At 73.6% G+C, this 22,431-nt stretch carries 16 protein-coding genes; 9 read left to right on the plus strand and 7 right to left on the minus strand.

The window, feature by feature from the left end; translation table 11 throughout:
• Positions 1 to 35: 35 nt before the first annotated feature.
• The gene (locus tag AB0C33_RS45760) at positions 36 to 470 is read right to left on the minus strand and encodes a nuclear transport factor 2 family protein (protein ID WP_358300298.1); all 435 of its coding nucleotides are present in this window, start codon (positions 468 to 470) and stop codon (positions 36 to 38) included.
• A gap of 83 nt (positions 471 to 553) precedes the next feature.
• On the opposite strand from AB0C33_RS45760, the gene AB0C33_RS45765 reads away from it, so the two are divergent.
• Positions 554 to 934, plus strand: a complete 381-nt coding sequence (locus AB0C33_RS45765) for a helix-turn-helix domain-containing protein (RefSeq protein ID WP_358300303.1) — start codon at positions 554 to 556, stop codon at positions 932 to 934.
• A 69-nt stretch (positions 935 to 1,003) separates the two neighbouring features.
• Here the strand turns inward: AB0C33_RS45765 and AB0C33_RS45770 are convergent, their stop codons facing one another.
• Positions 1,004 to 1,801, minus strand: a complete 798-nt coding sequence (locus tag AB0C33_RS45770) for an endonuclease/exonuclease/phosphatase family protein (protein WP_358300306.1) — start codon at positions 1,799 to 1,801, stop codon at positions 1,004 to 1,006.
• Positions 1,802 to 1,877: 76 nt separating this feature from the next.
• Here AB0C33_RS45770 and AB0C33_RS45775 point away from each other — a divergent pair, with 76 nt between their 5' ends.
• From AB0C33_RS45775 to AB0C33_RS45785, 3 genes are all read left to right on the plus strand, one after another.
• Positions 1,878 to 2,432, plus strand: coding sequence for a helix-turn-helix domain-containing protein (locus AB0C33_RS45775; protein ID WP_358300309.1), 555 nt, complete (start codon positions 1,878 to 1,880; stop codon positions 2,430 to 2,432).
• Position 2,433: 1 nt separating this feature from the next.
• A complete protein-coding gene (locus AB0C33_RS45780) occupies positions 2,434 to 2,790 on the plus strand; it encodes a hypothetical protein (protein WP_358300312.1) in 357 nt (118 codons plus the stop codon).
• Between the two features lie 153 nt (positions 2,791 to 2,943).
• Positions 2,944 to 4,332: a serine/threonine-protein kinase gene (locus AB0C33_RS45785; protein ID WP_358300323.1), complete on the plus strand. Its 1,389-nt coding sequence runs from the start codon at positions 2,944 to 2,946 to the stop codon at positions 4,330 to 4,332.
• Between the two features lie 10 nt (positions 4,333 to 4,342).
• Here the strand turns inward: AB0C33_RS45785 and AB0C33_RS45790 are convergent, their stop codons facing one another.
• Entirely contained in the window at positions 4,343 to 5,755 is a 1,413-nt protein-coding gene (locus AB0C33_RS45790) for a PLP-dependent aminotransferase family protein (RefSeq protein ID WP_358300326.1), read from the minus strand.
• Positions 5,756 to 5,783: 28 nt separating this feature from the next.
• Here AB0C33_RS45790 and AB0C33_RS45795 point away from each other — a divergent pair, with 28 nt between their 5' ends.
• The 3 genes from AB0C33_RS45795 to AB0C33_RS45805 all read left to right on the plus strand — a co-directional run bounded on the left by AB0C33_RS45795 (position 5,784) and on the right by AB0C33_RS45805 (position 16,705).
• Positions 5,784 to 6,986 (plus strand): aminotransferase class V-fold PLP-dependent enzyme, encoded by a 1,203-nt coding sequence (locus AB0C33_RS45795; protein ID WP_358300329.1) that lies wholly within the window; start codon positions 5,784 to 5,786, stop codon positions 6,984 to 6,986.
• Between the two features lie 163 nt (positions 6,987 to 7,149).
• Positions 7,150 to 10,437: a LamG-like jellyroll fold domain-containing protein gene (locus AB0C33_RS45800; RefSeq protein ID WP_358300332.1), complete on the plus strand. Its 3,288-nt coding sequence runs from the start codon at positions 7,150 to 7,152 to the stop codon at positions 10,435 to 10,437.
• Between the two features lie 19 nt (positions 10,438 to 10,456).
• On the plus strand, positions 10,457 to 16,705 hold the full coding sequence (locus AB0C33_RS45805; protein WP_358300335.1) for an RHS repeat-associated core domain-containing protein: 6,249 nt from the start codon (positions 10,457 to 10,459) through the stop codon (positions 16,703 to 16,705).
• 261 nt (positions 16,706 to 16,966) lie between these two features.
• On the opposite strand, the gene AB0C33_RS45810 is transcribed toward AB0C33_RS45805, so the two are convergent.
• The 4 genes from AB0C33_RS45810 to AB0C33_RS45825 are packed head-to-tail and all read right to left on the minus strand — an operon-like array spanning position 16,967 to position 19,646.
• On the minus strand, positions 16,967 to 17,764 hold the full coding sequence (locus tag AB0C33_RS45810; RefSeq protein WP_358300338.1) for an ABC transporter permease: 798 nt from the start codon (positions 17,762 to 17,764) through the stop codon (positions 16,967 to 16,969).
• Complete coding sequence (locus AB0C33_RS45815) at positions 17,761 to 18,729, minus strand: ATP-binding cassette domain-containing protein (RefSeq protein WP_358300341.1); 969 nt, start codon at positions 18,727 to 18,729, stop codon at positions 17,761 to 17,763. The genes AB0C33_RS45810 and AB0C33_RS45815 overlap by 4 nt, the downstream gene beginning before the upstream one ends.
• On the minus strand, positions 18,726 to 19,100 hold the full coding sequence (locus tag AB0C33_RS45820; protein WP_358300344.1) for a hypothetical protein: 375 nt from the start codon (positions 19,098 to 19,100) through the stop codon (positions 18,726 to 18,728). Before AB0C33_RS45820 ends, AB0C33_RS45815 begins: the two co-directional genes overlap by 4 nt.
• A gap of 3 nt (positions 19,101 to 19,103) precedes the next feature.
• Entirely contained in the window at positions 19,104 to 19,646 is a 543-nt protein-coding gene (locus AB0C33_RS45825) for a helix-turn-helix domain-containing protein (RefSeq protein WP_358300347.1), read from the minus strand.
• Positions 19,647 to 19,749: 103 nt separating this feature from the next.
• On the opposite strand from AB0C33_RS45825, the gene AB0C33_RS45830 reads away from it, so the two are divergent.
• On the plus strand, positions 19,750 to 20,883 hold the full coding sequence (locus AB0C33_RS45830) for an ATP-binding protein (RefSeq protein WP_358300350.1): 1,134 nt from the start codon (positions 19,750 to 19,752) through the stop codon (positions 20,881 to 20,883).
• Between the two features lie 113 nt (positions 20,884 to 20,996).
• Positions 20,997 to 22,184, plus strand: a complete 1,188-nt coding sequence (locus AB0C33_RS45835; RefSeq protein WP_358300353.1) for an ROK family protein — start codon at positions 20,997 to 20,999, stop codon at positions 22,182 to 22,184.
• Positions 22,185 to 22,431 lie beyond the last annotated feature (247 nt).

Genomic DNA, 22,431 nt, shown 5'->3' on the forward strand with positions numbered 1-22,431 from the left:
CGTTCACCGCACATGTGGATCTTCGCAGCCTGCCGTCAGGACGTGATCACGGCGGGGTTTCCCTCGCTCCAGACGCTGGTGATCCTGCGGTGGGTGAACCGCCAGCCGTCCGGGGTGCGGCGCAGCCGGTCGTCGTAGCGACCCCCGGCAAGGAACTTCTCGCCATCGGGCAGACCGAGGCGGACATGCTGGGCCTGGTAGTAGCAAGTGTGCTCGGCCTCGTCACCGCGCACTGTGGCGACATGGTTGCCGTTCAGGTGATGGGTGGCGTCGAATCGCGCCACGCTGGTGCTGATCCTGGCCATGATTGCCTCAGGCCCGCGGAGCCGTTCGCCCGAACCGCTGTACTCCCAGCAGGCGTCGTCGGTGAACAGCGCGCCCAGGGTCTCCCAGTCCCTGGTGTCCAGGGCCGTCGCGTACGCGATGACGGTGTCCACGATCGCGGTGCGGTCTGCGAGCTCCTGAAGCATGGGGCCACCTTCCGGCTTGGTGCACGATTTGATACGGAGTACATGATTGGTGACTGTCGAGCCCAGCGGAAGAAGGCACTTTCATGTCCCAGAGTCACATCGATGTGTCAGCCCTGGCCCGCGAGGCGTGCCCGGTCTCGGAGGTCCTCGATCACGTCTCCGGGAAGTGGAGCATCGGCATCCTGGTAGCCGCTGCGCAGGGTCCCGTCCGGTTCACGGAGCTGGAACGCTCGATCAACGGAATCAGCAGGCGCATGCTCACGCTCAAGCTGCGCAAGCTGGAGCGGGACGGCTTGCTCGTACGCACCGTCCATCCGGTCGTCCCGCCCAAGGTCGAGTACACGCTGACGGAGATGGCCCGGGAACTCCACAAGTCGCTGCTGGAACTCACCGACTGGGCCAAGCGACACGGCGCCGCCGTCGCCGCCGCCCAGGCCGCCTACGATCACGAACGCAAGGGTTGACGGCGGCCGCCGCCCAGAAGACTCCGTGCCCTTGAAGGCCGGACGATCGTCCAGGTGCGGAAACCAGGGCTAGAGGTCGAGGATCAGGGCCCGGTGGTCGGACACCTCGGGGGCGGCCGCCACCTCGAACTCCTTGACGGCGGCAGGGTCGGAGACGAGCAGGTAGCTCGCGTGCCGCACGGGCTTGCGATAGCGGGAGGTCCTGGTGTCGGCGTCGCCGACCAGGTCGCGCAGGCCCAGCCCGGCCAGGATCCGGAACGTCTCGCTGCCGGGCAGGAGGTTGAGGTCGCCGCACACCACGGTCAGATCGCCGTCCTCGCGCGCGCCGGCGACCAGGGCGGCGAGCCGTCCGGCCTGGGCGCGGCGGGCCGGGGTGTCGGCCTTGCCGCCGGCGTCCCGCAGGCCGTGCAGGTTCACGACGGTGACGAACCGCCGTGCCGGGCGGTCGAAGACGCGTACGGCCAGGGCGGCGCGCGGCCGGTCGCCGGCCGGCCACCCGTCGTGGTGCTCGACGTAGCCGCCGTGCACGAACGCGGACCGCACGCCGACGACGGGCAGCGTCTCGGCGACGAACGTGGCGACCCCGAAGTCCTGCCGGTGCGAGCCGCCTTCCTCGTCCTGGACGGGCCCGGAGTCGCTGACGGCGAACAGCGGCTGGTGGCGGGGGAGGCGTGCGCCGACGTCGGCCAGCAGGTCGGCCCGCTGCGGCAGGGACCGCTCGGCGTCGTCGAACCTGGTCCAGCCGCGCAGGCCGGGCGTGCGCGTCACCTCCTGCAGGCACAGCACGTCGGCGCCGCACCCCTTCACCCAGGGCGCCAGCTCACCGAACATGGCCCCACCCCACGCATTCACCGAAACCACTCGCACCCGCCCAAACCTATCGGGAAGGGTTTAGGAATGAACGTTCTTGACTGAACGTTCCTTTATTGTCTACGATCGAGGCATGGGACGACCAAGAGGATTCGACGAGGCCACCGTGGTACGGGCGGCGGCGGAGCTGTTCTCGACCCGGTCCTACGACGGCATCTCCATGGACGAGCTGGTGACCCACCTCGGCGTCCACCGCAACAGCCTGTACAAGACCTTCGGCAGCAAGCGCGGTCTCTACCAGGCCGCGCTGAGCTGGTCCCTGGAGCACGACGTCAACCCGCTGATCGACCGGATCGCCGCCGCCGGCGACCTGGCCGAGGCGTTGCGCGTGGCCGCCGCCGAGCCGGACGCCGAGGTCGGCCTCAACCTGCTGCTGCTGGCCGCGGTCGAACGCGCGCCGGTCGACCGCGAGGTCGCCGACCGGCTCGCCGCCGTGCTGGCCGCGTTCGACCAGGCCGCCACGGCGGCGTCCGGGAGCGAGGGCGCCGAGGACGGCCTGGCCTTCGCGCTCACCGCGGCCCTCCTCGGCCTGCGGCTGCGGGCCAGGGCGGGGACCGCGAACACCGACATCGACCGGGCCGGCGCCGCTCTGGCCCACCGGCTCAACCACCACCACCAAGGAGCATGACATGGCGAGGATCAGCATTGACGGACAGACGCTGGTCGTGGAGATCGAGGGCCTGGACAAACTGTGGGCGTTGAAGAGCCGGCTGGTCATCCCGCTGGCCAACGTGCGCGGCGCCACCGCCGACCCCGGGATCGTCGGTGACCCCAAGGGGGTGCGCGCGCCCGGCGCCCACCTGCCCGGCGTCATCACGGCGGGAACGTTCCACCTCAACGGTGAGAAGGTCTTCTGGGACGTGCACGACGCCGCCAAGGCCGTGGTCATCGAGCTGGCCGACGAACGCTACGCCCGGCTCGTGATCGAGGTCGCCGACCCGCGCGCCGCCGTGGCGCTCGTCGAGGAGGCCATCGCCGTCCGCTGACGGCCGCCCGCACCACACACGGTGTGGGACGAATACAGGACAGGCGCCGTACGCCTCGACGGGCCGACAATGATCCCGTGCGACGCCGGGGCGGGCCCGATCGGCCGCCCCCGGGTCCACGCGGACGACCCCCGTACCGGCCCTGGAGTCCCGATGGCGACGAAGTTCCCTCCCCTCTCCCCGGACGACCCCACGTCGGTGGCCGGATACCCGCTCCGCGCCCGGCTGGGGGAGGGCGGGATGGGCCGGGTCTACCTGTCGGTCTCGCCGGGCGGCCGCCTCCTGGCCCTGAAGGTCGTCAAGCCCGAGTACGCCGCCGATCCGGAGTTCCGCCGCCGGTTCCGCCAGGAGGTGCAGGCGGCGCAGCGGGTGCAGGGCGCCTTCACCGCCCCCGTGGTGGACGCCGATCCCGACGCGGCCGTGCCCTGGCTGGCCACGGCCTACATCTGCGGGCCTTCCCTGCACCAGGCCGTGGCCGAGCACGGTCCGCTGCCGCCGGCCACCGTCCGGCGGCTGATCGCGGGGGTCGCCGAGGCGCTGATCGGCATCCACGCGGCCGGGCTGGTCCACCGGGACCTCAAGCCCTCGAACGTGCTGCTGGCCGAGGACCGGCCCAAGGTGATCGACTTCGGCATCGCCCGCGCCGTGGACGCCACCTGCCTCACCCACACGGGCATGCGCGTCGGCACCCCGGCGTTCATGACCCCCGAACAGGTCAAGGGCCTGCCGGTGACCTCGGCCACGGACGTGTTCGCGCTGGGCCAGCTCGCCGTCTTCGCCCTGACCGGACGGCCCGCGTTCGGCGAGGGCCCGGCGGACGTGCTCTTCCACCGCATCGCCAACGAGGAGCCCGACCTGCGCGGATGCCCGCCCGCCCTGGCCGGGCCGCTGGCCCGCTGCCTCAGCAGGGACCCGGCCGACCGGCCCGCCCCGGCGGAGGTCGCCGCGCTCGCCGGAGGAGCCGGGGACGCGGCGGCCGGTCCCTGGCTGCCCGCGGCGGTGGCGTCCACGCTGCACACCTACGCGCCGCCGCGCGGCTCGCCGACGCGTCCGGCCCGCCCGCGGAAGGCCAGGACGGCCCTCGCCCTCTGGACGGGCGCCGCCGCCGTGCCCTCCCCGCCCCTGCCGGAGTACGAGAAGGAGTACGAGAACGTGCGCTTCACCCTCCCCGGCGGCCCGCCCTGCACCGACTTCTCGCACTTCCAGAACGGCGTCGACCTGACCCCCACCGGCCCGAAGGTCACCGTCGGCAGCAACGGCGACCTCGTCTACGACTGCTTCGACGACCAGGTCGCCAAGCTCACCGTCTGGGACGTCACCGGCCAGGAGGCCCTGCTCGACGGCCCCGCCGACCCGGCCGCCTGCGTGGACGCGGTGAACCTGAACCCGCTCGGCTCCTCGCTCACCTTCGCCCGCATGCGGACGGGCATGGGCCTGTGCGTCGTCACGGAGGACCACCAGGTCGTCCACCTCAGGCTGCTCCGCAAGTCCGCCGCCACGCACGCGCTGACCTGGACGGCGACCGCCTGGGCACAGGGCTGACCCAGAAGCGCTACCGGGACGCCGCCGGCGCGCGGTCCACCTCCGCGAGCCGCCGCACGGCCTCGGCCAGCTCGGCGTGCCCGGCGGTCGCGGCGAAGCCGAGACGCAGGAAGGCCGCCGGGAGCTCGGTGGCGAAGTAGCGGTTGCCGGCGCTGACGGCGACGCCGTCGCGGCGGGCCGCGTCGGCGACCACGGCGTCGTCGGCGCCCTCGGGCAGGCGCACCCACAGGTGCAGGCCGCCGGCGGGCACGCGGTCGAGGGTCCAGCCGGGCAGCTCGGCCAGGACGGCGGCGGCCAGCGTCGCGCACCGCTCCCGCAGCGCCGCGCCCAGCGACCGGACGTGCCGCTCCCAGGCGGGGGAGGTGAGCAGGTCGAGCGCCGCCTCCTGCAGCGGGCGGCCGACGAAGAAGTCGTCGACCAGCCGCACGGCGCGCAGGCGTTCCATGACCGGGCCCCGGGCGGTCAGGGCGCCGATGCGCAGGCTGGGCGCGGCCGGCTTGGTGAGGGAGGTCAGGTGCACGACCGTGCCGTCGCGGTCGTCGGCCAGCAGCGGCGGCGGCACCGGCGCGCCGTGGCCGAGGTGGCGCGCGAAGTCGTCCTCGATCACGAAGGCGCCGGCCGCGCGGGCCGTGTCGAGGACCTGGCGCCGGCGGCCCGGGGCCAGCACCGCCCCGGTCGGGTTGTGGTAGGTCGGCTGGCAGTAGAGCAGGCGGGCGCGGGTCAGGGCGAAGGCGTCGGCCAGCAGGTCGGGCTTGAGGCCGTCGGCGTCCGTCGGCACCGGCACCGGGCGCAGGCCGGCCGCGCGGGCCGCGGCGATCGCCCCGGGATAGGTGGGCGACTCCATCAGGACGGGGTCGCCCGGCCCGGCGATCGCCCGGAACGCCATGGAAAGGGCGCTCTGCCCGCCGGCCGTGACCAGGACGTCCTCGGCGCTCACGCCGCCGCCCGCCATCGTGGCGAACACGCCGCGCAGGGAGGCCAGGCCGGCGGCCGGGGCGCGGTCCCAGGCGTCGGGACGGCGGGCCGCGCGGGCCAGCGCGGCGGTCAGGGCGCGGGTGGGCTGGAGCGAGCGGTGCAGGTAGCCGCCGTCCAGCAGGATCGTGCCCTCGGGCAGCGCGCCGACGGCGCCGGTGAGGCTGCGGGTGTCCACGGCCCGGTCGGCGAGGGTGACGCTCTGCCACGCGGTGTCGGGGACGCCGGCGCGCCGCCGCGCCGGGGCCGCGACGTAGGTGCCGCTGCCGGGACGGGTGACCACCACGCCCTCGGCGGCCAGCGCGGCGATCGCCTGGGACACGGTGGCGGGGCCGACCTTGTAGCGCCGGATCAGCTCCCTGCTGCTCGGCAGCCGGTCGCCGGGCGAGAGCCGGTCGATCATCGTGCGCATCCTGGTCGCCAGCTCGGCCGAACTGCTACTGTCGGACATGAGAATCGATGATAGCGCTTCCAGCGCTGTGGCAGAATCGCTTCTGGACGTCGCGGCCTTGCGCGCCGACACCCCGGGCGCGGAGGAGGTCGTGCACTTCAACAACGCCGGGTGCGGTCTGCTGCCCGCTCCGGTGCTCGCCGTGATGGTCGACCACCTGCGGCTGGAGGCCCACCTCGGCGGCTACGAGGCCGCCGCCGCCCGCGCGGCGCAGGTCGCCGACTTCTACGCCGAGACCGCCGCCCTGATCAACTGCGCTCCCCGCAACATCGCCTTCGCCGGCAGCGCCACCCACGCCTTCTCCACCGCGCTGTCGGCGATCCCGTTCGCGGCCGGGGACGTCGTCCTGACCACCCGCAACGACTTCATCTCCAACCAGATCGCCTTCCTCTCACTGGCCAGGCGGTTCGGGGTACGGGTCGTGCACGCGCCCGACCTGCCCGAGGGCGGCGTGGACGTGCCCGCCATGGCCGCGCTGATGCGCCGGCACCGCCCGCGCCTGGTGGCCGCCACCCACATCCCCACCAACTCCGGCCTGGTCCAGCCGGTCGCCGAGATCGGCCGGCACTGCCGCGAGCTGGACCTGCTCTACCTGGTGGACGCCTGCCAGTCCGTCGGCCAGTACCCGGTCGACGTCGAGGAGATCGGCTGCGACCTGCTCACCGCCACGTGCCGCAAGTTCCTGCGCGGCCCGCGCGGCTCCGGCTTCCTCTACGTCGCCGACCGCGTCCTGGACGCCGGGTACGAGCCGCTGTTCATCGACATGCACGGCGCGCGCTGGACCGAGCCGGGCCGCTACGAGCCGGTCGCGACGGCGGCCAGGTTCGAGGACTGGGAGTTCCCCTACTCCGTCGTGCTCGGCTGCGCGGCCGCCGCCCGCTACGCCCGCCGGGTGGGCGTGGAGGCCGTCGCCCGGCGCACCCCGGCCCTGGCCGCCGGCCTGCGCGACGGGCTGGCCGCGCTGCCCGGGGTGCGCGTGCTCGACCGGGGACGGCGGCTGGGCGCCCTGGTCACCTTCGCCGTCGAGGGCCGGCGGGCGGAGCCGTTCAAGGCGGCGCTGGACGCGCGCGGCGTCAACTCGGCGCTCAGCTTCCGGCACTTCGCCCAGTTCGACTTCGGGGACAAGGACGTCGACTGGTGCCTGCGCCTGTCGCCGCACTACTACAACACCGAGCAGGAGGTGGACCTGGTCGTCGCGGCGGTCGCCGAACTCGCCGCCGCGCCCCGGTGACGGGGTCCGCGAACGGCTGACGGCGGTTCCTTCCAGACGTGTCCCAACTTATGGCGAATTTCGCCAGAAGATCTAGACGTACGGCATTACGCGGGTGACAATCCGTTCGTCAATCGAAGATCGCCTGGTCCCGCGCGGACCTCTGGTCGACATGCGAGGACCGATGCGGGTTGGGCGTGGGCTGGTCGCGGCTGTCTTGGCGTTCACGATCCCGGCGGTGCCGCCCGCCGGCGCGGAGCCGCCGGAGGCAGGCGCGCCTCCGGCGGCGAGCGCGCCCTCCGCGTCCCCCGCGGTCTCCGCGCCTCTCGCGCCGGAGACGGCCGCGACCGCCACGGCCAGGCGCACCGGCCGGCCGGTCGAGATCGAGTCGATGCGCAGCGAGACCCGCCAGGTCTTCGCCCGCCCGGACGGCACCTTCACCCTCGAACAGCACGCCCGTCCCGTCCGCGTCCGCCAGGCCGCCGGCTGGGTGCCCGTGGACACCACGCTGCGCCTGCGTCCCGACGGCGCGGTGGAGCCGGTGGCGACGGCGGCCGGGCTGACCTTCTCCGGCGGGGGCGGCGGCCCGCTCGCCCGCCTGTACCGCGGCGGCAAGGCCCTGGAGCTGACCTGGCCGGGCACGCTGCCCAGGCCCTCGCTCGACGGCGACACCGCCACCTACCCCGAGGTGCTGCCCGGCGTGGACCTGCGGGTCACCGCCGACGTGGACGGGTTCTCCCACGTCCTGGTGGTCAAGACGCGGGCCGCCGCGCAAGCCCTGCCCGACCTGGACTTCCCGCTGTCGGTCAGCGGCCTGTCGCTGACCGCCGACAAGGCGGGCAACCTGGAGGCGGTCGACCGCACCGGCGGCACGATCTTCATCGCGCCCACCCCCACGATGTGGGACTCGACCGGCGCCGGCGAGGCCGCGGTCAAGGAGGGCCGCGCGCCCGAGGCCCGCCAGGCCACCATGGGCGTCTCGCTCGACGGCAGGAAGCTGCGGCTGCGGCCGGACCGCGCGATGATGAGCGACCCGAAGACCCGGTACCCGGTGTTCCTGGACCCGTACTTCTCGGCCGCCCGCGGCGCCTGGACCGCCGTGTGGAGCAACTGGCCCAGCTCCAACTACCTCAACTCCAGCGACGTCGCCCGCGTCGGGCACGTCAACTCGCAGACCAACCGCTCGTTCTTCCAGATGAACACCGGCTCCACGATCCACGGCAAGCAGATCATCAAGGGCACGCTGCGCACGTACGAGACCTGGTCGTACTCGTGCAGCGCCCGCGCGGTCGAGGCGTGGTCCACCAACACGATCAGCAAGAGCACCACCTGGAGCAACCAGCCCAAGTGGGTCAAGAAGCTGTCCACGGTGAACGTGGCCAAGGGCTGGGGCTCGGCCTGCCTGCCCGGCGGCGTCGAGTTCGACGTCACCTCCCAGGTCGCCGACGCCGCCGCCAACAAGTGGGCCAACATCACCGTCGGCCTCCGCGCCACCAGCGAGACCGACCAGTACGCCTGGAAGAAGTTCCGCAACAACCCGAGCCTGGTCATCGAGTACAACTCGCTGCCCGCCGACCCGGTGGCGGCCGACGCCTGGTCCGACCCGGGCGGCCCGTGCGTCTCCGGCGACGACCGGCCGGTCATCAGCACGCCGACGCCGAAGCTCTGGGCCCGGCTCAAGGACGCCGACAACTCCGTCAGGGGCCGCTTCGAGTGGTACCGGGCCGACGGGACCAAGGCCGGGGAGTACCTGACCCCCGTGGGCTCGACCGGCACGGCCTTCTCCGCCCTCGTCCCGCAGAGCCTGTACGCCGACGGCGCGCTGGTCCGCTGGCGGGTCCGCGCCGAGGACGGCAAGGCCAACAGCGCCTGGAGCCCCTGGTGCGAGGCCACCGTGGACGCCACCGCCCCGGGCCGGGAGCCCGAGGTGTCCTCCGACCGGTTCGCCGAGAACGGCTGGAGCGACGGCGTCGGCCTGGCGGGCCGGTTCACCTTCGCCCCCAACGGCGTCACCGACGTCGCCGCCTACGTCTACGGCCTGGACACCACCCCCAAGACCGAGGTCCCGCCCGCCCAGGACGGCACGGCCGCGATCACCCTCACCCCGCGCCACGACGGCCCCAACGTCCTGTCGGTGCGCAGCAAGGACCGCGCCGGGCAGCTCGGCCCGATCCGCACGTACGTCTTCAACGTCAACGCCGGACGGGGACCGGCCGGCCACTGGCCCATGGACGAGGGCCAGGGCGGCACCGCCGCCGACGCCGCCGGCGCCCACCCGGCCACCCTGTACGGCGCCACCTGGACCTCGGGCCGCACCGGCGGCGCGCTGCGACTGGCGGGCGCCTATGCCCAGACCGGCGGCCCGGTCGCCGACATCGGCCGCAACTTCGCCGTCGCCGCCTGGGTCCGGCTGACCGGCACCGCCGCCTCCGCCACCGCCGTCACCCAGGAGGGCGGCCGGACCGGCGCGTTCTCCCTGCAGTACAGCAAGGCCGACAACCGCTGGGCGCTGGCCGTCACCAGCGCCGACGCCGACGCCGCCACGGCCGTGCGCGCGCTGTCGGCCGCCGCGCCCCGGCTGAACGAGTGGACCCACCTGACCGGCGTCTACGACTCGGCGTCCGGCCAGATCTCCCTCTACGTCAACGGCCGGCTGGAGTCCTCGGCCGCCGTCCCCGCGCCGTGGAACGCCACCGGCCCGCTGACCATCGGCCGCGGCAAGGCGACCGGCGCGGCGGCCGACTTCTGGCCCGGCGACGTGGACGACGTGCGGCTCTACGGCCGCGCCATGTTCGCCGACGAGGTCGCCGACCTGGTCAACAGCGCCGCCACACTGGTCGGCCACTGGAAGCTGGACGAGGACGGCGGCCTGTCGGCGGCCGACTCCTCCGGCCGGGCCACGCCCGCCGCGCTGGCCGGCGCCGCCACCTGGACCGACGGCTGGCTGGACGGCGCCCTCGCGCTCGACGGCGCGACCGGCTACGCCCAGACCGCCGCGCCCGCCGTCGCCACCGGCTCCGGGTTCACCGTCGCCGTCTGGACCCAGCTCGACTACCTGCCCGCCAAGGACACCGCGGCCGTCGCCCAGCCGGGCGCCAGGGCGGCCGGGTTCCAGCTCGGCTTCGACAAGGAACAGGGGCGGTGGGCCCTCGGCATGGCCGCCGCCGACACCGACACCGCCGCCCTCGTCCGCACCCGTTCGGACGCCGTCCCCGCCCCCCTGGAATGGACGCACGTCGCCGGCGTGTACGACGCCCTGGCCGGCGAGCTGCGCGTCTACGTCAACGGCCGCCTGTCGGCCACCACCGTCACCCCCCACGTGAGCACCTGGTCCGCCACCGGCCCCCTGCAACTGGGCCGGACCAGGACAGCGGGCGTCTTCACCGGCTACTGGCCGGGGACCGTCGACGACGTCCGCACGTACGACGGCGTGCTCAGCGCCGAGCAGATAGCCCAGCTAGCAGCCCAGTAGCCCCTCCCTGGGAGAATCCGTGGACAGTGAGTTAGACCTGCCAGAGCCCAACTGGAATCGTTTTCAGCAGCCCGCCGCCGAGCCCGACGCCCCCGACCCCCGCTGGAACCGCTTCGAGGGCGTCAAGCCCGAGACCGCCTGGCCGCGCAGGCTGGCGACCGTGCTCACGGTCGTGCTCCTGGCGCCCATGGCGTACGCGATGCCCGCCTCCGCCGCGCCCCGCAAGGCGCCCGCGGTGCAGAAGGAGACGCCGGTCAAGGGCGGGAAGGTGCCCGTCCTGCCGCCGCTCGCCGATCCCGCCGCCGAACAGGCGTGGAAGGCCCCGCCCAAGGTCGCCTGGCCCGCCGCCGGCACCGCCGAGCTGGGCGGCGCCACCGAGGGGGCCACCGCGCTCTCCGCCGGGTTCCCGGTGCGGCTCGCGCCCGCCGCCAAGGGCGTGGCCGCGGCCGAGGCCGTCCCGGTCAAGGTCGAGCTGCTCAGGACCGACCTGCTCGGCGTCGCGATGCGCGTCTTGCCCGGCCAGGGCGTCACGGCGGCCAAGGCGTCCGGCAAGACCCGGCTGGAGATCGACTACTCCGGCTTCCGGTACGCCTTCGGCGGCGACTACGGCGCCCGGCTGCGCATGGTCAAGCTCGACGAGTGCGCGCTCGACGCCAAGGCCGCCGCCACCTGCGCCGCGCCGCGCCCGGTCAGGAGCGACAACGACGCCAAGGCGGGCAAGCTGACCGCCGAGGTCGAGACCACCGGCCTGTACGCCGTGACCGCCGCCGCCTCCGGCCCGTCGGGCGACCACGCCGCCACCTCGCTGGCCGCCTCGGCGAGCTGGAGCGTCGGCAACCAGTCCGGCGACTTCTCCTGGAGCTACGACCTGCGCACCCCGCCCGCCCTGGGCGGCGACGAGCCCGACCTGTCGCTCGACTACTCCTCCCAGAGCGTGGACGGCCGCACCGTCTCCACCAACAACCAGCCGTCCTGGGTGGGCGAGGGCTTCGAACTCAACCCCAGCGGCTACGTCGAACGCCGCTACAAGGCGTGCATGATCGACGGCAAGAAGACCGGCGACCTGTGCTGGGACCAGGACAACGCCACCCTGTCGCTCGGCAACTCCGCCGTCGAGCTGGTCAAGGACGCCACCACCAAGCAGTGGCGGCCCAAGCGCGACGACGGCACCCGCATCGAGTACCTCACCGGGGCTGCCAACGGCGACAACAACGGCGAGTACTGGCGGGTCACCACCGCCGACGGCACCCAGTACAGCTTCGGCCTGAACCGCCTGCCCGGCTGGGTCACCGGCAAGCCGGAGACCAAGTCGGTGCAGACCGTGCCGGTGTTCGGCAACAACAGCGGCGAGCCGTGCTACTCCAGCACCCCCGCCAACGCCTGGTGCCAGCAGGCCTACCGATGGAACCTCGACTACGCGGTCGACACCCACGGCAACGCCACCACGTACTGGTACGAGACCGAGAAGAACTACTACGGCCGCAGCATGAAGCCCGAGCTGGGCACCGTGTACGTGCGCGGCGCGTACCTCACCCGCGTCGACTACGGCTACCTGAGCAACGAGCTGTTCACCAAGGCCCCGGCCGCCAGGGTGGTCTTCGACGTGGCCGAGCGCTGCCTGCCCTCCGGCGCCGTCACCTGTGCCGCCGACCAGCTCAAGAAGGAGACCGCCGCGTCCTGGCCGGACGTGCCGTTCGACCAGATCTGCGACGCCGGGGTCAAGTGCACCGACCGGCTGTCGCCGACGTTCTTCTCGCGCAAGCGACTGGCCAAGGTCACCACGCAGGTGCTCGGCGCCTCCGGCCAGTACAGCCCGGTCGACTCCTGGACGCTGACCCACCAGTTCCCCGCCACGGGCGACGGCCTCAGCCCGTCGTTGTGGCTGGCCTCGGTGCAGCAGAGCGGCCACGTGGGCGGCACCCTCACCATGCCGAAGATCACCTTCAGCGGCGTGCAGCTGCCCAACCGGGTGGACGCCAACGAAGGACGCGCGCCGCTGGTCAAGTGGCGGGTCCAGGCGGTGAACAACGAGACCGGCGGCGAGCTGCGGGTCAACTACGCCGCGGCCGACTGCAAGCCCGGCGACGTGCCCGCCGCGGCCGACAAGAACAACCGGCTGTGCTTCCCGCAGCGCTGGGCGCCGCCCGACGAGGGCGAGGTCACCGACTGGTTCCACAAGTACGTCGTCACCCAGACCGTCGAGGTGGACCGCGTCGCCGGCTCGCCGAACGTGGTCACCGACTACGAGTACCTCGACGGCGCGGCCTGGCACTACGCCGACAACATCCTCGTCAAGCCCGAGCAGCGCACCTGGTCGGACTGGCGCGGGTTCGGGCGCGTCCGGGTGCGTGAGGGCGACGGGCAGGACACCCGGCGCACGCTCACCGAGTTCAGGTACTTCCGCGGCATGCACGGCGACAGGCAGGCCGACGGCTCCAAGCGCGTCGCGCAGGTCGTCGACACCGAGGGCGGCAAGCTGGACGACCTCGACCAGCTGTCCGGCTTCGAACGCGAGGAGATCCTCTACGACGGCGACAGCGCGACGGTGCTCACCGCGACCGCCGAGGAGCCGTGGTCGCTCAAGACCGCCGAGTCCACGCAGGGCGGCGTCACCAAGACCGCCTACGTGGTCGAGCCCAAGTCGATGGTGACCCGCACGGCGCTGGCGGGCGGGGCGTGGCGGCGTACCGGCGAGGAGCGCTCGTACGACGCCAAGGGCCTGCTCACCCAGGTGGAGGAGAAGGGCGACCTGGCCACCGCCGACGACGACCAGTGCACCCGCTACACCTACGCCCGCAACGACACCGCCTGGATGCTCGACTACGCCAGCAGGATCCAGAAGGTCGCCGCGGGCTGCGGCACCGCCGTCTCGGCCCTGGCCGCCGGAGAGGTGATCTCCGACGAACGGGTCCAGTACGACAACAAGGCCTACGGCCAGGCGCCCACCAGGGGCGACGTGACCACCGTCCAGCAGCTCGGCGCGGCCGACGGGTCGACCGTCACCGACAGCACCCACACCTACGACGTCTACGGCCGCGAGACCAGCGAGACCGGCCCGGTCGGGACGAAGTCCACCATCACCTACAGCCCGGCCACCGGGGCCCAGGCCACGGAGATCGTCGAGACCAACCAGCTCGGCCACGTCGAGCGCACCCTCGTCGAGCCGGCCTGGGGCGAGCCGGTCGCCGAGGTCGACGCCAACGGCCGGCGCACCGACATGGAGCACGACGCGCTCGGCCGCCTGGTCAAGGTCTGGCAGCCGGACCGCAGCAAGGCCGCCGGCCAGTCGCCCAGCACCGAGTACGCCTACACCATGCGCACCGACGGCCCCAGCGTCGTCACCACCAAGACGCTGCGCGCCGACGGCGGCTACACCGTCAGCCACGAGCTGTACGACGGCCTGATGCGCGAGCGCCAGACGCAGGAACCCGCCCCCCGCGACGACCAGACGCAGGACCCGGCGCTGCGCGACGGGCGCACGATCACCGACACCTTCTACAACTCGCTCGGCGAGGTGAGCAAGTCCAACACCGGCTACTTCGCCACCGGCACCCCCGCCACCGAGCTGCTCGCGGTCGCCGACACCGACGTGCCCACGCAGGTCGTGTCGGTCTTCGACGGCGCCGGCGAGGTCAACGCCCAGATCCTCAAGGCCAAGGGCGTGGAGAGGTACCGCGTCTCGGCCACCCAGCAGGGCGACCGCGTCAACATCACGCCGCCGGCGGGCGGCACCGCGACGACCCGCATCGGCGACGCCGACGACCGGCTCATCGAGCTGCGCCAGTACAAGGGCGCCACCCCGACGGGCCCGTACGAGTCCACCAAGTACACCTACGACCCCGCCGGCCGCCTGTCCACGGTGACCGACGCCGCGGGCAACGTGTGGCGCCACCACTACGACGTGCGCGGCCGGGAGATCAAGACGGAGGACCCCGACAAGGGCGTCACCACGATGACGTACAACGACGCCGACGAGCTGGTGAGCACCACCGACGCCCGCGGCAAGACCCTCTGGTACGTCTACGACGAGCTCGGCCGCAAGAAGGAGCTGCGCGACGGCTCGGCCACCGGCGCGCTGCTGGCCGAGTGGAAGTACGACGCGCTGGCCAAGGGCCACATGAACGCCAGCATCCGGTACGCGGGCGGGCAGGCGTACAAGGCGGAGATCAATGCCATCGACTCCGACTACCGCACGCTGCGCGAGACGGTGACCGTCCCCGAGCGGGAGGGCAAGCTGGCCGGCTCGTACGTGCTCAACACCCGCTACACCCTCGACGACCAGGTGCAGTCGGTCAGCTTCCCGGCCGGGGGCGGGCTGGAGGCCGAGTCGGTGGTCTACTCCTACGACGAGCTCAGCCAGCCGATCAAGGTCAGCGGGCTGTCGTCGTACGTGACCGCGACCCGCTACTCCAAGCTCGGCGAGACCCTGCAGTACGAGCTGGGCTCCGGCGGCAAGAAGACCTGGCTCACCTACACCCATGACGAGTCCACCCGCAGGCTGACCAGGATGCGGCTGGACCGGGAGGGCGCCGCCGCCACCGACCTCGACCTCAACTACGCCTACGACGCCGCCGGCAACATCACCAAGATCGCCGAACGGGCGGGCGGCCAGGACACGCAGTGCTTCACCTACGACCACCTGCGCCGGATGACCTCGGCGTGGACGGCCAACGACGACTGCGCGAGCGGCACGCCGGCCTCCGACAGGATCGGCGGTGTGGCGCCGTACGCGGTCAGCTACGCCTACGACTCCACCGGCAACCGGGTGAAGGAGACCAAGCACGCCTGGGGCGGCGCGCCCGAGACCGTGCGCACCTCGGTCTACCCGGCGGCCGGCGCCAAGCAGCCGCACGCGGTGCAGAGCATCGGGGCCGACCTGTTCGCCTACGACGAGGCCGGCAACACCACCAGGCGCAAGGTCGGCACGTCCGACCAGACCCTCGTCTGGGACGCCGAGGGCAACCTGGAGTCGGTCACGGAGGCCGGGAAGACGACGTCGTTCCTCTACGACGCCGACGGCGACCGGCTGCTGCGCAAGACCGCCACGGACGCCACCCTGTACGTGGACGACATGGAACTGCGCTTCGACTTCGCCAAGGACGCCGTCGAGCAGACCCGCTACTACACCATCAACGGCGAGCCGATCGCGGTCCGCACGCCCGACAACCAGGTCTACTTCCTGGCCGCCGACCACCAGGGCACCGCGCAGGCCGCGGTGAACGGCGGCACCGGCGAGCTGGCCGTCCGGCGGATGACGCCGTTCGGCGAGGACCGCGGGTCGCCGCCGCCATGGTGGCCGGGTCAGCGGTCGTTCGTCGGCGGCACCAAGGACCCGACGACCGGGCTCGTCCACCTGGGCGCCCGCGAGTACGACCCGAAGAACGGCCGCTTCCTGTCGGTCGACCCCATCATCGACGAGGAGGACCCGCAGCAGCTCAACGCCTACGCCTACGCCAACAACAGCCCCGTCAGCATGAGCGACCCCGACGGCCAGCTGTTCTGGATCGCCGTCGGCATCGCGGCACGCATCGCGGCGCGGATCATCGCCAGGAAGCTGGCGCAGGCGGCGGCCCGGCGGGCGGCGCTCGCGGCGGCCCGGGCGGCGGCGCGGCGCGCGGCCATCGCGGCGGCCAAGCGGCGGGCGGCGGCGCTGGCCAGGAAGAAGGCGCTGGAGGCGGCCAAGAAGAAGGCCGCGGCGGCGGCCAAGCGCAGGGCGCTGGCCGCGGCCAGGAAGAAGGCGGCGGAGAAGGCCAGGAAGGCGGCCGCGGCGGCGGCCAAGAGACGGGCCGCCGCGGCGGCCAAGAGGGAGGCACGCAGGAAGGCCGCCGAGGCGGCGGCCAAGCGGCGGGCCACGCAGGCGGCGCGGGCGCGCAACCGCTACCGGGCGGCCCAGGCCCGGCGCGCCCAGGCGGCGCGGCGTCCGGCCCAGCGTCCGACCAGTCATCGGGCGGTGCAACGGCAGTCGCCGCCGAAGGCCGCCAGGCAGCCGGCGCAGCCGAGACCCAGCCAGGTCTACCGGAACGACGGCACGACGCAGCCGACCCAGTCCTACACCGTCTACCGCGACGGCAAGATGTACCCGGACGGGCCGCCGCCGCCCAGCCTGACCAGGCCCCAGGGCTCCGGGCAGGCGGAGAAGCAGATCTTCAAACCGGAGAAGATCGAGCCGGAGAACACCCGGACGGGCACGATCGCCGAGACCGGCGCCCGGGTCACCCGATGGATCGACCAGAGCGGCCTGGACGACTTCCTCGGCGGCTTCTTCTGATCCCCGGCCCCGGGCACGCGGACCGAACCCGGTCCCCGCGCCCGGGGCTCACCCGCCGGACGCGAGGGTCCGCCGGACGCGCTGGTCATCCGGCCGCCGCGTCCGGCGGCACGTCGTGGGCCGTGGCGAAGGCCGGCAGGGACGCCGCCGTCCGGGCCGGGTCCTCCAGCATCGGGGGGAGTGCCCGGCCCCGGGCAGCAGCTCGACGGTCGCGCCGGGGATCGCACCGGTAAGGCAGTCACCGGCCGGGCCGGGGCCAGGTCAGGCCACGTCGCGGCGGAGCGGCCGCAGGACGGCGGCCGCGCTCGCCAGCGCCGCGTACGCCAGCAGGACCAGCGCCCCGGCGGCCGGTGACAGCAGCCGGACCGGCTCGCTCGACAGCTGGGCGGCCAGCGCGTCGGCCACGGCGGTGAAGTCGGTCAGCGCCGAGGTCGCGCCGCCGGGCAGCCACGGGTACAACTCCCGCACGCCGGGGATCATGATCAGCGCCAGCTCGCCGCCGTACAGGTAGCCGATCACCACGCACAGCGCCGCGACCTGGTTGCGGATCAGCGCGCCCATGCCCACGCCCAGCACCACGTAGACCGCCATCGCCACCCCCAGCCGGGCCAGGAGCGCCACGATCGTCCCGGCGGGCAGGCCCAGCTCGACGCCGCGGGCCGCGGCCACGCCGAACAGCGCCGCCCCGGCCGTCCCGGCCAGCACCAGCCCGTACGCCAGGCCCGCCACGGCGTAGGCGACGAGCTTGGCCGCCAGCACCCGCCACCGGTCCGGCGCGAACAGGAAGGTGAAGTTCACCGTGCGGTGCCGGTACTCCGACGTGACGGCGAGCGTCCCGACGGCGGCCGGCACGAAGGCGGTGAACCCGAGGAACCCCAGGACGGCCCGCACCCCCGCCTCGGTGTCCAGCCCCGGCATCGGCGGCTCGAAGTTCTCCGGCCCGACCAGGGCCAGCAGCCCGATCAGACCGCCCCCGAGCAGGACGGCCGCCAGCGGCATGCCCCACCACATCCTGGTGGCCAGCAGGCGCCGGAACTCCGCCCGCACGAACCCGGTCATGCCGCCGCCTCCCCGCCCGCGGCCGCCCCGTCCGGCGCGCCCGCCGCCTTCCCGCCCGCGCCCGCCCGCTCTCGCCCGCCCGCCGTCTGGCCGGTGAGGCCGAGGAAGAGCCGTTCCAGGGTGGGGCGTTCGGTGGTCAGGCCGTGCACCGGCAGCCCGTGGGCCGCGGCCAGGGCGGCGACCCGCGCCGGATCGAGGCCGCGGACCCGCAGGTCGTGCGGGCCGGCCACGTCCACCTGCGCGGCCTCGGCGGCCAGCGCCGCGCGCAGGGCGGCGGCGTCGGGGGTGCGCACCAGCACGTCCGGCTCAGTGCCGCACAGCTCGCGCAGGGGGCCGGCGGCCAGCAGCCGCCCCCGCCCGATGACCACCACGTCGTCGGCGACCTGCTCCACCTCGGCCAGCACGTGGCTGGAGACCAGCACCGCCCGGCCCTGCGCGGCCATCTCGCGCAGGATCGAGCGCAGCCACGCCGCTCCCTCGGGGTCCAGGCCGTTGCCCGGCTCGTCCAGCAGCAGCACCCGGGGGTCGCCGAGCAGGGCGGTGGCCAGGTTGAGCCGCTGCCGCATCCCGGTGGACAGGGCGCCGGTCGCCCGCCCGGCGGCTCCGGCCAGGCCCACCAGGCCCAGCAGGTCGCCGACCCGGCGATCGGGATGGCCGCCCATCGCGGCGTAGACGCGCAGATGGTCGCGGACCGAATGACGGGGATGGAAGGAGGCGGCGTCGAAGGTCGCGCCCACCACGGTGGTCGGTCGCGGCAGGTCACGGTAGCGTCGGCCGCCGATCGTCACGCGGCCGCGGGTGGGGGTGACGTGGCCGACCATCATGCGCATCGTCGTGGTCTTCCCGGCGCCGTTGAGGCCGAGGAACGCGGTGACCGCCCCGGGCCGCACCGTGAAGCTGAGGTCGTCGACGGCGGTCAGCGCGCCGTACCGCTTGGTCAGGCCGGTGACCTCGACGCCGGTCACGCGACCGCCGCCCGTACCGCGGCCCGGACCGCGGCGGCGGCCCGGCCGGCGTCGGGGACGGAGAGGACCACCTCGTCGAACTCGCCGCCGGACGCGGCGCGGTCGAGCAGCAGGTGCACCGCCGGCGTGTCGCCGGTCACCGACACGAGCTGCCGCCGCCCGCCGAACAGGCCCCACACGCCGATCTTGACGTGGCCCGCCACGCTCAGCCCCTTGCGCGCGCCGCGCGGGACGCGCAACGGTTCGCCCGCGACCCGCACCTCCCGCACGGACGCGACCGGGCACGCGTACCGGCCGTGACCGGTGAGGAACCGCTCCCAGCGGCCGAGTTCGATCGTGACCAGACCCTCGTCGACGTACATCGTTGCCATGGTTCAGCCTTCCTTCAGGGGGAGCAGGACCGTCGCCAGCAAGCGCGGCGTACGCCCCTCTCCCGGCTCGTTCGCCAGCAGAGGGCGCACCAGCTCGGCGAACCCCGTGGCGAAGGCGACGAACTCCTCGTCGTCCAGGTGCAGGACCACCTGCTGGTATCCGGCGCCGTCGGCGGCCAGATCGACGCGCTCGCGGTCGAGGTAGCGCGCGAACTCCGACAGCAGGCTGCCGGCGAACGCGGTGAACCACCGCGCGTGGTCCTCCGCCGACGCCGTGGCCAGGGCCTCGGGGGACGGCGTCAGGCCGCCCCCGGGCACCGCGTAGACCCGTTCGGTCGCGCCGCCGACCTTGTGCTCCTCGACGACCTCCAGCATCCCGGCCTTGGCCAGCGTCGCGATCTGCCGGTAGAGCGTCGCCTGCGGCACGTCGGGCAGCAGGCCCGCCAGGTCGGAGGGCGTACGGCGGCCCCCGGCGACGGCGCGCAGGATGCGGATGCGCACGGGATGCAGCGCCAGCTCGGCCCAGTGCTCTGTGGAGGTCGTCACGCTCCATACGTTATCACTATCGAGAATGAGAATGACAACAACGCGGCATTTTCGCATGTCAGTGGCCTTATGGGGGTATGTGGCGCCTGAGGGGGACCCGGTGATGGGAGCGACGGTCGGATACCAGGCGGCGTTCGAGGCGCTGCCGTGTCCCTGCATGCTGCTCACCGGGGGCCAGGTCGTGCTGGCCGTCAACGACGCCTACCTGCGGATGACCGGCCAGGACCGCGCGGAGGTCGTCGGCCGCGCCCTGCTCGGCGCGGCCCCGGTGCTGGGCGGCCTGAGCCGGTCGGGCGCGGCGAAGGTGCGCGCCTCGCTGGAGCGGGTGGCCGCCACCGCCGCCGGCGACGTCGTGCCGCTGCTGCGCGACGACTGGGATCCGCCCGGCCGGCGCCACTGGCGCCTGGCGAACGCCCCGGTGCTCGACCCGTCGGGCGAGGTGACGGAGATCGTCGTCGTCTTCGGGGACGTCACCGGGTCGCTCGAACCCCGGCCCGCCGCCCGGGTCTCCGGTCCCCTGAAGCCCGACGCGCTGCTGCACCAGGCCTACCGTCAGGAGCAGCAGAAGGTCTCCATGCTGCACGAGACGATCGAGCACCAGCAGCGGTTCGTCTTCGACGCCGCCCACGACCTGCGCAACCCGATCACCGGCCTGCTGACCGAGCTGGAGGAGGCCCTGTCCGACCCCGGCGCCGACCTCCGCCGGACCCTGCGCAGCCTGCACCGGGACGCCGAGCGGCTCAACGACATCGTCGGCGACCTGCTCGCGCTGGCCCGCCTCTACACCGCCCCGCCGCCCGGCGCCGATCTCGTCGACCTGGCCCGCCTGGTGGTGGAGGAGCTGGACGCGCATCCGCCGAGCGCGTCCGTCCTGACCCGGCTGGAGCCGGACGTGGTGGTCCGGGCCTCGCGGGTGCGGCTGGCCCGGCTGCTGTCCAACCTGGTGGCCAACGCCGAGCGCCACACCACCGGCAGGATCGAGTTCGTGGTCGCCGCCGCGCCGCCGTACGCCGTCCTGGAGGTCATCGACGACGGGCCCGGCATCCCGCCCGAGGAGCGGGAGCGCATCTTCCACCGGCTGTACCGGCAGGAGCAGGCGCGTTCGCTGGACGCGGGCGGCTCCGGCTTCGGCCTGCCGATCGCCCGCGAGATCGCGCACGCCTACGGAGGCGATCTGTTCGTGGCCGACCACCCGGGTGGCGCCCGCTTCGTCCTGAGGCTCCCGCTGGCGACGTGATCGTCCGCGGGATCGACGGCCTTATGTCGATGCTCAGCCATAAGTCGTGCGCCATTCGGCGAAGATAGACTTGGGCTCCTCTGAAGTGGCTGCCGTCATCGGCGGAGAGGCTGGTGTTGACTCTGGACACGCTCAACGGCGCGACGGCGGGGGCCGGCGCGCTGCTCTCCCTGCTGCGGGACGGGCCGCCGCGCACCCGGACCGAGCTGGTCCAGCTCACCGGCCTGGCCCGGTCCACCGTGTCCCTGCGCCTCGACGCGCTGCTCCGCCACCGCTGGGTGCTGCCCGCCGACGAGGCCATCTCCTCGGGCGGGCGGCCCGCGGCCATGTTCGCCTTCAACCGCACCGCCCGGCTCGTCCTGGCCGCCGACCTGGGCGTCACGCACGAGCGGGTGGCGATCACCGACCTCGGCGGCACGGTGCTGGCCGAGCGCACCGCCGACGCGCCGATCGGCGAGGGCCCCGAGGCGACGCTCGGGCGGCTCGCGGGCACGTTCACCGACCTGCTCGACGAGAGCGGGCGCGACCTGGCCGACGTGTGCGGGGCGGGCATCGGCCTGCCGGGCCCGGTCGAGTACCCGACCGGGCGCCCGGTCAACCCGCCCCTCATGCCGGGCTGGGACCGTTTCCCGGTGCCCGAGTGGCTGGGGGAGCGGCTGGGCGTGCCGGTCTTCGTGGACAACGACGTCAACATCATGGCGCTCGGCGAGCAGCGCGCCGGGCGGCAGGCGACCGGCCAGCTCGTCTTCGTCAAGATCGGCACCGGCATCGGCTGCGGCGTGATCTCCGACGGCCGCCTCCACCGGGGCGCGCAGGGCGCGGCCGGCGACATCGGCCACATCCGGGTCGCCACCGCCGACGACGGCGTGCTGTGCCACTGCGGCAACGTGGGCTGCCTGGAGGCCCTGGCCGGCGGGGCCGCGCTGGCCGCCCGCATCTCGGCGACCGGCGTGCCCGCCGCGGGCGGCCGGGACGTCGTCGCGCTGCTGCGCGCCGGCAACCGCGACGCCGCCCAGCTCGTCCGCCAGGCCGGGCGCGAGATCGGCGACGTGCTGGCCACGATCGTCAACTTCTTCAACCCGGCCGCGATCGTGATCGGCGGCGACCTGGCCGACGCCGGCGAACACCTGCTCGCGGGGGTGCGCGAGGCCATCTACAAGCGCTCGCTGCCGCTGGCCACCCAGCACCTGCGCATCCAGGTCAGCGAGCTGGGCGACCGGGCGGGCGTCATCGGGGCGGCCGTCATGGTGCTGGAGCACGTCCTGGCTCCGGAGGCGGTCGACAGCGCCCTGGCCGGCTGACCTCGTCCGCGAAGCGCCCCGCCTGCCCGCGCAGGCGGGGCGCTTCGTCGTTCCGGCCACGGGCCGAAACCGTTTCGTCTAGTACTTAACAGACTTTCGTTGACAATCATCAAAAGTCAGATCTACTGTCGCGATCTACGAAGGTTCTTCGATCGTCCGCCAATGGAACCCTCCTTCCCGGTCCACCCCCCACGGAAAGGGAACCTCCGCGATGCCTCCCAGGACGCCCCCCAGCAGACCCACCCGT

This window comes from Nonomuraea sp. NPDC048881 (assembly GCF_040649795.1).
GTDB lineage: Bacteria > Actinomycetota > Actinomycetes > Streptosporangiales > Streptosporangiaceae > Nonomuraea.

Coding starts and splice junctions, on each gene's coding strand:
- AB0C33_RS45775 (WP_358300309.1), top strand. CDS start 1,878: ATGGGACGACCAAGAGGATTCGACGAGGCCACCGTGGTACGGGCGGCG.
- AB0C33_RS45830 (WP_358300350.1), top strand. CDS start 19,750: ATGGGAGCGACGGTCGGATACCAGGCGGCGTTCGAGGCGCTGCCGTGT.
- AB0C33_RS45820 (WP_358300344.1), bottom strand. CDS start 19,100: ATGGCAACGATGTACGTCGACGAGGGTCTGGTCACGATCGAACTCGGC.
- AB0C33_RS45810 (WP_358300338.1), bottom strand. CDS start 17,764: ATGACCGGGTTCGTGCGGGCGGAGTTCCGGCGCCTGCTGGCCACCAGG.
- AB0C33_RS45785 (WP_358300323.1), top strand. CDS start 2,944: ATGGCGACGAAGTTCCCTCCCCTCTCCCCGGACGACCCCACGTCGGTG.
- AB0C33_RS45800 (WP_358300332.1), top strand. CDS start 7,150: ATGCGGGTTGGGCGTGGGCTGGTCGCGGCTGTCTTGGCGTTCACGATC.
- AB0C33_RS45790 (WP_358300326.1), bottom strand. CDS start 5,755: ATGTCCGACAGTAGCAGTTCGGCCGAGCTGGCGACCAGGATGCGCACG.
- AB0C33_RS45765 (WP_358300303.1), top strand. CDS start 554: ATGTCCCAGAGTCACATCGATGTGTCAGCCCTGGCCCGCGAGGCGTGC.
- AB0C33_RS45780 (WP_358300312.1), top strand. CDS start 2,434: ATGGCGAGGATCAGCATTGACGGACAGACGCTGGTCGTGGAGATCGAG.
- AB0C33_RS45760 (WP_358300298.1), bottom strand. CDS start 470: ATGCTTCAGGAGCTCGCAGACCGCACCGCGATCGTGGACACCGTCATC.